Source organism: Mycobacterium europaeum, assembly GCF_034555895.2.
GTDB classification, from domain to species: domain Bacteria; phylum Actinomycetota; class Actinomycetes; order Mycobacteriales; family Mycobacteriaceae; genus Mycobacterium; species Mycobacterium europaeum.
Window position 1 is genome coordinate 3692938 of sequence record NZ_CP157315.1, and the last position, 12375, is coordinate 3705312.

The window sequence follows — 12375 nt, forward strand, 5'->3', positions numbered from 1 at the left end:
CGGCTCGGGAGAGCCGGTGCTGTTGCTGCACCCGTTCCTGCTGTCGCAGGCGGTATGGGAGGACGTCGCCCGGCGGTTGGCCGACACCGGGCGGTACGAGGTCTTCGCCCCGACGATGGCCGGCCACAACGGCGGGCCGCCCGCGGGCACCTGGTTCCTGTCCTCAGGGGTGCTGGCCGACCACGTGGAGCACCAACTCGACGAGCTGGGCTGGGACACCGCGCACATCGTGGGCAACTCGCTGGGCGGCTGGGTCGCGTTCGAACTCGAGCGGCGCGGACGGGCGCGCAGCGTGATGGGCATCGCCCCGGCCGGCGGGTGGACGCGTTGGAGCCCGGCCAAGTTCGAGGTGATCGCCAAGTTCATCCTGGGCATCCCGCTGCTGATGCTGGCCTGGCTGTTCGGCCCGAAGGTGATGCGCCTGCCGTTCAGCCACCGGCTGGCCACCTACGCGATCAGCGCGACGCCGGACGGGGTCACCGACGAGCAACTGCTCGGCTGCATCGACGACGTCGCGCACTGCCCGGCCTACTTCCAGCTGCTGGTCAAGTCGCTGCTGCTGCACGGCCTGCGGGAGCTGGCCGACAACGCCGTCCCCGCACACCTGGTGATCTGCGAGAAGGACCGGATCGTGCCCGCACCCCGGTTCAGCCGGCATTTCACCACGCACCTGCCCGACGACCACCAGGTCACCAAGCTCGACGGCGTGGGGCACATCCCGATGTTCGAGGCGCCGGAGCGCGTCGCCGAACTCGTCACCGAGTTCCTCGACGAGTGCACCCACGCGCGCCGGGGCGCCAACCCCTCGGCTAGTTAGCCAGCTTCTTTTCCAGGTTCTCGGCGATCGAGTTGAGAAACTCCTCGCTCTGCTGCCATTCCTGGTCGGGGCCGATGAGGATGGCCAGGTCCTTCGTCATCTTGCCGCTCTCGACAGTCTCGACGACCACGTCCTCCAGCGTCTGCGCGAACTCGACCACGTCGGGGGTGTCGTCGAGCTTCCCCCGGTGCTGCAGGCCCCGCGTCCAGGCGAAGATCGAGGCGATCGGGTTGGTCGAGGTCGGCTTGCCGGCCTGGTACTGGCGGAAGTGCCGGGTGACGGTGCCGTGCGCGGCCTCGGCCTCGACGGTCTTGCCGTCGGCCGTCATCAGCACCGACGTCATCAGTCCCAGCGAGCCGTAGCCCTGCGCGACGAGGTCGGACTGGACGTCGCCGTCGTAGTTCTTGCAGGCCCACACGTAGCCGCCCTCCCACTTCAGGCAGGCCGCCACCATGTCGTCGATCAGCCGGTGCTCGTAGGTCAGCCCCTCGGCCTCGAACTTGTCCTTGAACTCCTCGTCGTAGATGCGCTGGAACTCGTCTTTGAACATGCCGTCGTAGGCCTTGAGGATGGTGTTCTTGGTGGACAGGTACACCGGCCACTTGGCGTTGAGGCCGTAGGCCAGCGAGGCGCGCGCGAAGTCGCGGACGGATTCCTTGAAGTTGTACATCCCCATCACGACGCCGCCGTCGTCGGGAATGGACACCACCTCGTGCACCATCGGCTCGCTGCCGTCCGCGGGCGTGAACGTAATCGAGACGGTGCCCGGCTTGTCGACCTTGAAGTTCGTCGCCCGGTACTGGTCGCCGAACGCGTGCCGGCCGATGACGATCGGCTTGGTCCAGCCCGGCACCAGGCGCGGCACGTTGGAGATCACGATCGGCTCGCGGAAGATGGTGCCGCCCAGGATGTTCCGGATCGTGCCGTTGGGCGAAAGCCACATCTTCTTGAGGTTGAATTCGGAGACCCGCGCCTCGTCGGGGGTGATGGTGGCGCACTTGACGCCCACCCCGTGCTTCTTGATGGCGTACGCGGCGTCGATGGTCACCTGGTCGTTGGTGCGGTCGCGGTTCTCGATGCCGAGGTCGTAGTAGTCGAGGTTGATGTCCAGATGCGGCAGGATCAGCAGGTCCTTGATGAACTTCCAGATGACCCGGGTCATCTCGTCACCGTCGAGCTCGACGATGGGCCCTTTGACCTTGATCTTGCGTTCGGCTGCCATCTCGAGTTCGACTTTCTCTCCGCGACTCTTCGAGCCTACGAGCCCTGCGAAGCGGCCAGCGCTTCATTGAACGTCTTGCTCGGCCGCATCACCGCAGTCGTCTTCTCGTTGTCGGGGTAGTAGTAGCCGCCGATGTCGACCGGCTCGCCCTGCGCCTCGGCGAGCTCGGCCACGATGGTGTCCTCGTTCTGGCCCAGCGAGTCGGCGAGAGCAGCGAAGTGCTTGCGCAGCTCCTCGTCGTCGGACTGCGCGGCAAGCTCGGAAGCCCAGTACAGCGCCAGGTAGAACTGGCTGCCGCGGTTGTCGAGTTCACCGGCCTTGCGCGACGGGCTCTTGTTGTTCTCCAGCAGCTTGCCGATCGCCGCGTCCAGCGTCTTGCCCAGCAGTTTGGCGCGCTCGTTGCCGGTCTTGATGCCGATGTCCTCGAAACACGCTCCCAGGGCGAGGAACTCGCCGAGGGAATCCCAGCGCAGGTGATTCTCCTCGAGGAGTTGGTGCACGTGCTTGGGCGCCGAACCGCCCGCCCCCGTTTCGTACATTCCCCCGCCGGACATCAGCGGCACGATGGACAGCATCTTGGCGCTGGTGCCGAGCTCGAGGATGGGGAACAGGTCGGTGAGGTAGTCGCGCAGGATGTTTCCGGTCGCGGCGATGGTGTCCTGCCCGCGCACCGCGCGCTCGATCGTGTACCTCATGGCCCACACCTGCGGCATGATCTGGATCTCCAGGCCCTCGGTGTCGTGCTCCTTCAGGTACTTCTTCACCTTGTTGCGCAGCTCGACCTCGTGCGGCCGCTCGGTGTCCAGCCAGAACACCACCGTCATGCCCGAGTTGCGAGCCCGGGTGACGGCGAGCTTGACCCAGTCGCGGATCGCTTCGTCGGTGACGATGGGCATCCGCCAGATGTCGCCTTCTTCCACGTTCTGGGTCAGCAGGACTTCGCCGGTATCGATGTCGACGATGTCGGCGACGCCTTCCTCGGGGATCTCGAACGTCTTGTCGTGCGAGCCGTACTCCTCGGCCTGCTGCGCCATCAGCCCGACGTTGGGCACGGTGCCCATCGTGGTCGGGTCGAACTGCCCGTTGGTTTTGCAGAAGTTGATGATCTCCTGATAGATGCGGGAGAACGTCGACTCGGGGTTGACGGCCTTGGTGTCCTTCTGGCGCCCGTCCGCGCCGTACATCTTGCCGCCCGCGCGGATCATCGCCGGCATCGACGCGTCCACGATCACGTCGCTGGGCGAATGAAAGTTGGTGATGCCCTTGGCCGAATCGACCATCGCCAGCTCGGGCCGGTGCTCGTGGCAGGCGTGCAGGTCGCGGATGATCTCCTCGTGCAGCGACGCGGGCAGCGACTCGATCTTGCTGTACAGGTCGACCAATCCGTTGTTGACGTCGACGCCGAGTTCGTCGAAGAGCTCCTGGTGCTTGGCGAAGGCGTCCTTGTAGAAGACCTTGACGGCGTGGCCGAAGACGATGGGGTGGGAGACCTTCATCATGGTCGCCTTGACGTGCAGCGAGAACATCACGCCGGTCTCGTAGGCGTCCTGCATCTGTTCCTCGTAGAACTCGACCAGGGCCTTCTTGCTCATGAACATGCTGTCGATGACGTCGCCTGCGCGCAGCTCGACCTCGGGCTTGAGCTCGAGGGTCTTGCCGCTGTGGGTCTTGAGCACCATCTTCACGTTGCGCGCGCGGTCCAGCGTCATCGACTTCTCGCCGTGGTAGAAGTCGCCGTGGCGCATGGTCGCGACGTGTGTGCGCGACGCCGGCGACCACTTGCCCATGCTGTGCGGGTGCCTGCGCGCGTATTCCTTGACGGCCTTGGGCGCGCGACGATCCGAATTGCCTTGCCGAAGTACCGGGTTGACCGCACTCCCCAGGCATTTGCCGTAGCGGGCGCGGATTTCCTTCTCCTCGTCGGTCTTCGGGCTCTGCGGAAAGTCCGGGATCTTGAAGCCCTTGCCCTGCAGCTCCTTGACGGCGGCGACCAGCTGGGGCACCGAGGCGCTGATGTTGGGCAGCTTGATGATGTTGGTGTCCGCCAGCTTGGTCAGCCGGCCCAGCTCCCCCAGGTTGTCCGGGACCCGCTGTTCTTCGGTCAGGTAGTCGCCGAACTCGGCGAGGATCCGTGCCGCCACGGAGATGTCACTGGCCTGGATCTCGATGCCCGCCGGCTCGGCGAAGGCGCGCACGATCGGAAGGAACGCATAGGTCGCCAGCAACGGCGCCTCGTCGGTCAGTGTGTAGATGACGGTCGGCTGTTCGGCGCTCACGGTCCCTCTCCCGGCATGGAAAACCTCGAATATTCGGTCAGAATTGTGGGGGGCTCAGCGTTCTGCCTGCCACGTTATCAAGGGCGTTTGGGCAGGTGTCGACCTGCCATTGGCATCCAGTCGGCACAGTAAGATAGTCTCCATATTGGTCATGAGCGCCAGCATCAAGCCCCGGCTTGCTGGCCGGCAACCCTCCAACCGCGGTGGGGTGCCCCGGGTGATGACCAGGTCTAGTAGCCACAGGCTGCGCGGCAAGCGCGGGTCCGCCATAACGGACCCCTGACTAGAGGGGAACACGTGATGTGCACATCTTCAGCTCCTTGCGATCGGCTCATGTGTCGAAGCGCGTGTCGCTGTTAACCCCCGGCCACCCGGCCACCGGCTAACCCGATACCCGATTCGTCAATCCCGAACCAGAAAGCAAACTCACGTGAGCCCCGACAACAGCACCACCAGCAGCGACGACGCCGACCCGACCGCGCGCTGGTCATTCGAGACCAAGCAGGTACACGCCGGCCAGCAACCGGACCCGGTGACCCACGCCCGCGCCCTGCCGATCTACCAGACCACCTCCTACACCTTCGACGACACCTCGCACGCCGCGGCCCTGTTCGGGCTGGAAGTTCCCGGCAACATCTACACCCGGATCGGCAACCCGACCACCGATGTCGTCGAGCAGCGCGTGGCCGCGCTCGAGGGCGGGGTGGCCGCGCTGTTCTTGAGCTCGGGCCAGGCCGCTGCGACATTCGCCATATTGAACCTCGCGTGTGCCGGGGATCACATCGTGTCCAGCCCGCGGCTCTACGGCGGTACCTACAACCTGTTCCACTACTCGCTGGCCAAGCTCGGCATCGAGGTGAGCTTCGTCGACGATCCCGACGATTTGGACGCGTGGCGGGCCGCGGTGCGGCCGAACACCAAGGCGTTCTTCGGCGAGACCATCTCCAACCCGAAGATCGATGTGCTCGACATTCCCGGGGTCGCCGAGGTCGCCCACGCCAACGGCATCCCGCTGATCGTCGACAACACCGTCGCCACGCCGTACCTGATCCAGCCGTTCTCCCACGGGGCCGACGTCGTCGTGCATTCGGCCACCAAGTACCTGGGTGGGCACGGCTCCGCGATCGCCGGGGTGATCGTCGACGGCGGCACCTTCGACTGGACGCAGGGCCGCTTCCCCGGTTTCACCACGCCCGACCCGAGCTACCACGGCGTGGTGTTCGCGGAGCTCGGACCGCCGGCGTTCGCGCTCAAGGCGCGCGTGCAGCTGCTGCGCGACCTCGGTTCGGCCGCTTCGCCGTTCAACGCTTTCCTGGTGGCCCAGGGCATCGAAACGCTGAGCCTGCGGATGGAACGCCACGTCGCCAACGCGCAACGGGTCGCCGAATACCTCGAGGGACATGAGGGCGTGCTGTCGGTCAACTACGCCGGGCTGCCCGGCTCGCCCTGGCATGAGCGGGCAAAGAAGCTGGCGCCCAAGGGAACCGGCGCGGTGCTGTCGTTCGAGCTGGCCGGTGGCATCGAGGCCGGCAAGGCGTTCGTGAACGCGCTGAAGCTGCACAGTCACGTGGCCAACATCGGCGACGTGCGCTCGCTGGTGATCCACCCGGCGTCGACCACGCACGCCCAACTGAGCCCCGCCGAGCAGCTGAGCACCGGCGTCAGCCCGGGCCTGGTGCGGCTGGCCGTCGGCATCGAGGGCATCGACGACATCCTGGCCGACCTGGAGCTCGGGTTCTCCGCGGCGCGCAAGTACGGCGCGGGCGCGCAGGCTTCCAGCTCGGACCCGCAAGCAGTGGCGGCGTTCTAAGGGCCGGCGATGACGATCTCCGACGTCCCCACCCAGACGCTGCCGGCCGAGGGCGAGATCGGCCTGGTGCACATCGGCTCGCTGACCACCGAGAGCGGCGCCGTGATCGACGACGTCTGCATCGCCGTTCAGCGCTGGGGTGAGCTGTCGCCGACCCGCGACAACGTCGTGGTGGTGCTGCACGCCCTGACCGGTGATTCGCACATCACCGGGCCCGCCGGCCCCGGCCATCCCACCGGCGGCTGGTGGGACGGGGTCGCCGGACCCGGCGCGCCGATCGACACCGACCGCTGGTGCGCGGTGGCCACCAACGTGCTGGGCGGTTGCCGCGGCTCCACCGGGCCCAGCTCGCTGGCCCGCGACGGAAAGCCTTGGGGCTCAAGGTTCCCGAAGATCTCGATCCGCGACCAGGTGGAGGCCGATATCGCCGCGCTTGCCGCGCTCGGCATCGACGAGGTGGCCGCCGTGGTCGGCGGATCCATGGGCGGCGCAAGGGCGTTGGAGTGGATGGTGGGCCATCCCGGCCGGGTCCGGGCCGGGCTGCTGCTGGCGGTCGGCGCGCGGGCGACCGCGGATCAGATCGGCACGCAGACCACGCAGATCGCGGCCATCCAGGCCGACCCGAACTGGCAGGGCGGCGACTACCACGACACCGGCCGCACACCGGACACCGGGCTGACGATCGCCCGCCGGTTCGCCCACCTGACCTACCGCGGGGAGGCGGAGCTCGACACCCGGTTCGGCAACGACGCACAGGGCGGCGAGGACCCGACCAATGGCGGCCGCTACGCGGTGCAAAGCTACCTGGAACACCAGGGCGACAAACTGTTGGCCCGCTTCGACGCGGGCAGCTACGTGACCCTGACCGAGGCGCTGAACAGCCACGACGTCGGCCGCGGCCGCGGCGGCGTGCGCAAGGCCCTCAGCGGTTGCCCCGTTCCGGCCGTGGTCGGCGGCATCACCTCCGACCGGCTCTACCCGTTGCGGCTACAGGCGGAGCTCGCCGAACTGCTGCCGGGCTGCGGCGGCCTGCAGGTCGTCGACTCCATCTGCGGGCACGACGGCTTCCTGGTGGAGTCGGAGGCGGTCGGCGACCTGATCCGCATGACGTTGGACTTGGCCACTACCGAAGGCACGTGCCGGCGGTGACCCGCTCTCACCACGATCGCTCGCTGTCGTTCGGGTCAGCGGCGGCGGCCTACGAGCGGGGGCGTCCGTCCTACCCGCCGGAGGCCATCGACTGGCTGTTGCCGCGCGGCGCACGCCAGGTGCTGGACCTGGGTGCGGGCACGGGCAAGCTGACCACCCGGCTGGTGGAACGCGGCCTGGACGTGGTGGCCGTCGACCCGATTCCCGACATGCTCGAGGTGTTGCGCGCCTCCCTGCCGGAGACCCGGGCGCTGCTGGGCACGGCGGAAGGCATTCCGTTGCCCGACAACAGCGTCGACGTCGTGCTGGTTGCGCAGGCGTGGCATTGGGTGGATCCCGAGCGCGCGATTCCCGAGGTGGCCCGGGTGCTGCGGCCGGGCGGGCGGCTGGGCCTGGTGTGGAACACCCGCGACGAACGGCTGGGCTGGGTGCGGGAGCTGGGCGACATCATCGGCTCCGACGGCGACCGGGGTCGCTTCGACGTCACGCTGTCCGAGGCGTTCACCCAGCCGGAGCGCCACCAGGTCGAGTGGACGAACTACCTGACGCCGCAAGCCCTGATCGACCTGGTCGCGTCGCGCAGCTACTGCATCACCTCGCCCACCGAGGTCCGCACCAGAACCCTGGACCAGGTGCGTGAGTTGCTGGCCACCCACCCGGCGCTGGCGAATTCGGCCGGGCTGGCGTTGCCCTACGTCACCGTGTGCATCAGGGCGACCCTCGCCGGGTAGACCGGGTCGTTTTACGACACGACCCGGATGGCAACCCGGTGACCATGGGTGAAATGGTTCAGATGAGCGAAGAATGCCTGTTAACCGATGTCGAGCGGCGACTGGTCGACGAATTTCCCCGCTTCTCGGCCGACGAGGTGGGCAACCTGGTGCGGCACGAGCACGCCCGGTTCCGCGGCAGCCGGATCCGCGACTTCGTCACGCTCCTGGCGGAGAAACGCGCCCGCGATCAACTCAAGCGCAGACTCAACTGAGGTCTTCGACGAGGATGTCGTTGACCGTCTTGAGGTCGTCGATCGCCCGCTGGGTGAACGCGTCCGCCTGGTCCAGATCGGCCGGGGTGCTGTTCGGCCCCAGTGACATGCAGATGTGCGTCGCCGTGTTGAAGTCGTTGATCTCCGCCTGCAGGGCCCTGGTCAGCGCGGGGTCCGGCGTGGGCAGGTGGGCCTGGAGGCCGACGGTTTGTTCGTCGTGGACGTTCGAACAGGCCGCGTGCAGAGCGACGAGGTCGTTGGCTTTGATCGCGTCCACGACCGCCTGCATGTAGTTCGCCGTGTTGGCCAAATGCCCTTGGGCCTGCGCGTACCACTCCGCGACGCCGACGTAGTCGGCGCCGGCCGTTCCCGCTGTGCCCACGGTGAGAAGACTCGCCGCGGCGACGGCGGCACCCCCCCAGCGCTTGAGTAACTGCATGAACATGCCTGACCTGCCTTAGGTGCGGAGCCGTGATATGCACAGTCTGAGCACCGGGCACCATGGTCGATAGGGCCTTCGGGCCCGTCCCGTGGGCCAAAGGACCCGCGCTGGGGACGCGGATCGTCAGAAGTTCAACCCGGAGAACATGATCCGGTTCGGGTCGTACTTTTGCCGCACGGTCGTCAGCCTCGACAGATTCGGGCCGAAGTAGCGCGCGGGCGCGGCGTTGGCCTCCAGGTAGTTGACGTATCCGCCGACCGAAATCTGTTGCACCGCTTGGTGGGCGGAGCTCAGCCAGCTGTTCGCGGCGGAGACCTGGTTGCCGGCCGGTTCGACGTACCACTGCAGGACGGCGGACTGGGTGCGCCAGGGGAACGCGGTGTCGCCCGCCGCCACGTCCGCGACCGCGCCGCCGAGTGGGTCGACGAGGACCGACGCCTGCCCGGCGCCCGAGGGCCACTGCCCGATCGCGGTGGCGATGGCGCGGGCCGCGGTGGCGTCGACGGGGCCGATGACGTCCGACCCGGCGACGAACGAACGCGCCGGTGGCGTGGAAGTGCCACCGGCCAGGAACATCAGCAGATCCGTGCGGCTCATCGTCTTGTTGGAGACCGACGTGGGCGCCACCCCGACGGCGGACTTGATCGCGTCGACCACTCCGGACCCGGCCCCCGCCGGGCAGGTCGCCAGCACGTGGCAATTCGGCGCCGAGCCGACCATGAGATCGACGATGCCCCAAGTGTTTCGGTCCGCGGCGCTGAGCCAGGACTGCCAGCCGACGAGCACCTGCGTGGCCGACGCGGGCGGGAAGTCCAGGCGCACGACGTCGCTGTCGGCCGTCGCGAACGTGGCGAACGTCATCGACGTCGTCACCCCGAAGTTGCCGCCGCCACCGCCGCGAAGCGCCCAGAACAGATCCGGATTGTCGTTGGCGGACGCGGTGACCACGTCGCCGCTGGGCAACACCACCGTGGCCGACCGCAGCGCGTCGCACGTCAGGCCGGCGTGGCGGCTGTCGGGGCCTATCCCACCGCCGAGCGCGAGCCCGGCGACGCCGACGGTCGGACAGGTGCCGCCGGGTATCGCCCGGCCGGCGCCGGTCAACGCCTGATGGATCGCGTACAGGGTGGTCGCCGGGGTCACCGTGACGCTGTTGCCGTCGAAGTTGGCACCGCCCGGGAGCCCGCGCAGGTCCAGCACCAACGTGCCGTTCGCGCTGGACGCACCGACGTAGGAATGCCCGCCCCCGCGCGGGGCGACCTTGAGGTTGTTGGCCGTCGCGAAAGCGACCGCCTTCTGCACGTCGGCCTGGGAGGAAGCCGTCACCACCGCGGCCGGACTGGAGCTGTCGTAAAACGAGTTGAAAACCTTTTTGCTGGTGGAGAATTGGGCGCTGTTGGCCGGCAGCACAACGGTGCCGCCGATGGCGGACGCCAGCCCGCCCCAGCCGACGGCGGGGTCGGCGGCGGCCCGCGCGGTGCCCAAAACCGCGCCGGTGGCCAACATCCCGACGGCGCCGCGAAGGAATGCCTGGCGCGAGATGCCGCCCTCCACGGAGGGGCCCGGCGGACGGCTGCGATTCGTCGTCATGTGCGGAGATTCTCGAACATTTCTCACGCAAAAGCCCGGCCCGGGCGCTCGTGTCAGATCACAGTGTGGCTTCGATCACCAAGCGCGACGCCACGTCACGAGGGCTCCCAATAACCGAGGCCCGCGCCGCGGCGAACCCACAAAACGGTTATTGTGCGAACCTTTACCCCACCGTGTCGTGAACGTGACGGTGATAGATCAGAGTTCCTAACGTGATTCGAGTGCCCCGCGCGCACTCCACGACCAAGGCGGAGGCTGCATGAAGGCGCTGGCACGAACGCATCACTGGGTCTGGGTGTTTCGCAATCAGCCCCTGACTGTTCGGCTGCTGGCCGTGGCCGCCGGCCTGCTCACCGCCGCGTCGGCGTTCGCCGCGCCGGTGCGGGCGGACAATCCCGACGACAACTTCATCGACGCGCTCAACCACGCCGGCATCGACTTCGGTGAACCCGGCAACGCGATGTCGGTGGGCCAGTCCATCTGCCCGATGCTCGCCGAGCCGGGCGGCAATTTCGCCGCGGCCGCATCCAGCGTGTCCGGCCGGGGCATGTCGCCGATGATGGCGCGCATGTTCACCACCATCGCGATCCAGACGTACTGCCCCGAGCAGATGGCAAACCTGGCCAGCGGTAATCTCTCCGGCGCGGTGCCGCAACTGCCCGGAATGCCGGGCCAGATACCGGGCATGGCGGGGCAGATACCGGGCATGGCGGGCCAGATGCCGGGGATGGCCGGCCAGATCCCCGGAGTGACGGGCCAGATCCCCGGCATGGCGGGCCAGATCCCGGGCATGGCGAGGCAGATACCGGCGGTGCCCGCTACCTAACCGGTGCCCAGCGGATCGATGGTCCACGCGATGTAGACCATCGCGGTCGCGACCGTGGCGGTGGTGACGAAGTCAATTCCCTTGCTGCGCACCATCAAAAGGCCGGACCGCTCGTCGGGCAGCACCAGCCGCAGCACCGCGGCCAGCCCGACGCCGATGCCGATCAGCAGCGAACCGCGCCGCCAGAAGTTCGCGCCCACCAGCGCGAGCGCCGTGGCGAAGGTCAACCCGACCAGCAGGATTGGCCACTGCGCCCGGACGACGGACCGCGCGCTCATTCCCGCTCGGCCAGCTCGACGACGTTGCTCAGCAGGAACGCGCGGGTCAACGGGCCGACGCCACCGGGATTCGGCGACACGTGGCCGGCCACCTCCCACACGTCGGGATGCACGTCGCCGACCAGCCCGTTCTCGGTCCGGCTGACGCCCACGTCGACGACGGCCGCGCCGGGACGCACCATGTCGGCGGTCAGCATGTGCGGCACCCCGACCGCGGCCACGACGATGTCGGCCTGCCTGGTGTAGGCCGCCAGATCGCGAGTTCCGGTGTGGCACAACGTCACCGTGGCGTTCTCGGAACGGCGGGTCAGCAGTAGGCCCAGCGGCCGGCCGACCGTCACTCCCCGGCCGATGATGACCACGTGCGCCCCCGCGATCTCGACGCCGTAGCGCCGCAGCAGGTGCACGATCCCGCGCGCGGTGCACGGCAGCGGGGCGGGAACGCTGAGCACCAGCCGGCCCAGGTTCGTCGGGTGCAGCCCGTCGGCGTCCTTGTTCGGGTCGACGCGCTCGAGCGCCGCGTTCTCATCCAGGTGCCGGGGCAGCGGCAGTTGCACGATGTAACCGGTGCAGTCGGGGTTGGCGTTCAGCTCGTCGATGGTGTCCAGCAGCGTGGCGGCGCCGATGTCGGCGGGCAGGTCGCGGCGGATCGACGTGATGCCGACCTTGGCGCAGTCCGCGTGCTTGCCCCGGACGTAGGCCTGCGACCCGGGATCGTCGCCGACCAGGATGGTGCCCAGCCCGGGGGTGCGACCCGACGCGGTCAGGGCGGCGACGCGTTGTTTGAGGTCGACGAAGATCTCGTCACGGGTGGCCTTGCCGTCCAGTGTGATTGCGCCCACGCCTGACAGTCTGGCAGATATCGATGGTGCGACCCGCCACGCCCGGCTTCGCCGCGCTTGCGATCGCCGCGGTGCCCGACGATGGCGACCCGCCACGCCCGGCTTCGCCGCGCTTGCGATCGCCGCGGTGCCCGATGA

12 protein-coding genes and 1 riboswitch are annotated in these 12375 nt (G+C 68.1%); of the genes, 6 read left to right on the top strand and 6 right to left on the bottom strand.

All coding sequences use genetic code 11. The features are described 5' to 3' along the window. Window positions 1-19: 19 nt before the first annotated feature. Window positions 20-817, top strand: coding sequence for an alpha/beta fold hydrolase (locus U8D42_RS16860; RefSeq protein WP_169716531.1), 798 nt, complete (start codon window positions 20-22; stop codon window positions 815-817). On the opposite strand, the gene U8D42_RS16865 is transcribed toward U8D42_RS16860, so the two are convergent. Together U8D42_RS16865 and U8D42_RS16870 are read right to left on the bottom strand one after the other, a co-directional pair. After that, window positions 810-2039, bottom strand: coding sequence for an NADP-dependent isocitrate dehydrogenase (locus U8D42_RS16865; protein WP_085241748.1), 1230 nt, complete (start codon window positions 2037-2039; stop codon window positions 810-812). The genes U8D42_RS16860 and U8D42_RS16865 overlap by 8 nt on opposite strands. A gap of 35 nt (window positions 2040-2074) precedes the next feature. After that, window positions 2075-4315 carry an NADP-dependent isocitrate dehydrogenase gene (locus U8D42_RS16870; RefSeq protein WP_322859596.1) on the bottom strand — a complete coding sequence of 747 codons (2241 nt, stop codon included), beginning with the start codon at window positions 4313-4315 and terminating at the stop codon, window positions 2075-2077. A gap of 147 nt (window positions 4316-4462) precedes the next feature. Then, a riboswitch (SAM riboswitch) is annotated at window positions 4463-4579 on the top strand. Window positions 4580-4745: 166 nt separating this feature from the next. Between U8D42_RS16870 and U8D42_RS16875 the strand changes: the two genes are divergently transcribed. From U8D42_RS16875 to U8D42_RS16890, 4 genes are all read left to right on the top strand, one after another. Continuing rightward, window positions 4746-6125, top strand: a complete 1380-nt coding sequence (locus tag U8D42_RS16875; protein ID WP_322859595.1) for a bifunctional o-acetylhomoserine/o-acetylserine sulfhydrylase — start codon at window positions 4746-4748, stop codon at window positions 6123-6125. Between the two features lie 9 nt (window positions 6126-6134). After that, window positions 6135-7274, top strand: a complete 1140-nt coding sequence (metX, locus tag U8D42_RS16880; RefSeq protein WP_085241751.1) for a homoserine O-acetyltransferase MetX — start codon at window positions 6135-6137, stop codon at window positions 7272-7274. Then, entirely contained in the window at window positions 7271-8005 is a 735-nt protein-coding gene (locus U8D42_RS16885) for a class I SAM-dependent methyltransferase (protein ID WP_085241781.1), read from the top strand. Before metX ends, U8D42_RS16885 begins: the two co-directional genes overlap by 4 nt. Before the next feature lie 62 nt (window positions 8006-8067). Continuing rightward, a complete protein-coding gene (locus U8D42_RS16890; protein WP_322859594.1) occupies window positions 8068-8259 on the top strand; it encodes a three-helix bundle dimerization domain-containing protein in 192 nt (63 codons plus the stop codon). Here U8D42_RS16890 and U8D42_RS16895 read toward each other — a convergent pair. Together U8D42_RS16895 and U8D42_RS16900 are read right to left on the bottom strand one after the other, a co-directional pair. Beyond that, window positions 8252-8704 (bottom strand): hypothetical protein, encoded by a 453-nt coding sequence (locus U8D42_RS16895; protein WP_322859593.1) that lies wholly within the window; start codon window positions 8702-8704, stop codon window positions 8252-8254. The two genes, U8D42_RS16890 and U8D42_RS16895, sit on opposite strands and share 8 nt — an antisense overlap. 120 nt (window positions 8705-8824) lie before the next feature. Beyond that, window positions 8825-10255 (bottom strand): FAD-dependent oxidoreductase, encoded by a 1431-nt coding sequence (locus U8D42_RS16900; RefSeq protein ID WP_322860130.1) that lies wholly within the window; start codon window positions 10253-10255, stop codon window positions 8825-8827. 295 nt (window positions 10256-10550) lie between these two features. Here U8D42_RS16900 and U8D42_RS16905 point away from each other — a divergent pair, with 295 nt between their 5' ends. Beyond that, on the top strand, window positions 10551-11117 hold the full coding sequence (locus U8D42_RS16905) for a DUF732 domain-containing protein (RefSeq protein WP_090422763.1): 567 nt from the start codon (window positions 10551-10553) through the stop codon (window positions 11115-11117). Here U8D42_RS16905 and U8D42_RS16910 read toward each other — a convergent pair. After that, window positions 11114-11395, bottom strand: a complete 282-nt coding sequence (locus U8D42_RS16910; RefSeq protein ID WP_090422762.1) for a DUF3017 domain-containing protein — start codon at window positions 11393-11395, stop codon at window positions 11114-11116. The two genes, U8D42_RS16905 and U8D42_RS16910, sit on opposite strands and share 4 nt — an antisense overlap. Continuing rightward, window positions 11392-12237: a bifunctional methylenetetrahydrofolate dehydrogenase/methenyltetrahydrofolate cyclohydrolase gene (locus U8D42_RS16915; protein WP_085241757.1), complete on the bottom strand. Its 846-nt coding sequence runs from the start codon at window positions 12235-12237 to the stop codon at window positions 11392-11394. Before U8D42_RS16915 ends, U8D42_RS16910 begins: the two co-directional genes overlap by 4 nt. Window positions 12238-12375: the final 138 nt, after the last annotated feature.

Coding starts and splice junctions, on each gene's coding strand:
- U8D42_RS16890 (WP_322859594.1), top strand. CDS start 8,068: ATGAGCGAAGAATGCCTGTTAACCGATGTCGAGCGGCGACTGGTCGAC.
- U8D42_RS16865 (WP_085241748.1), bottom strand. CDS start 2,039: ATGGCAGCCGAACGCAAGATCAAGGTCAAAGGGCCCATCGTCGAGCTC.
- U8D42_RS16910 (WP_090422762.1), bottom strand. CDS start 11,395: ATGAGCGCGCGGTCCGTCGTCCGGGCGCAGTGGCCAATCCTGCTGGTC.
- U8D42_RS16895 (WP_322859593.1), bottom strand. CDS start 8,704: ATGTTCATGCAGTTACTCAAGCGCTGGGGGGGTGCCGCCGTCGCCGCG.
- metX (WP_085241751.1), top strand. CDS start 6,135: ATGACGATCTCCGACGTCCCCACCCAGACGCTGCCGGCCGAGGGCGAG.
- U8D42_RS16905 (WP_090422763.1), top strand. CDS start 10,551: ATGAAGGCGCTGGCACGAACGCATCACTGGGTCTGGGTGTTTCGCAAT.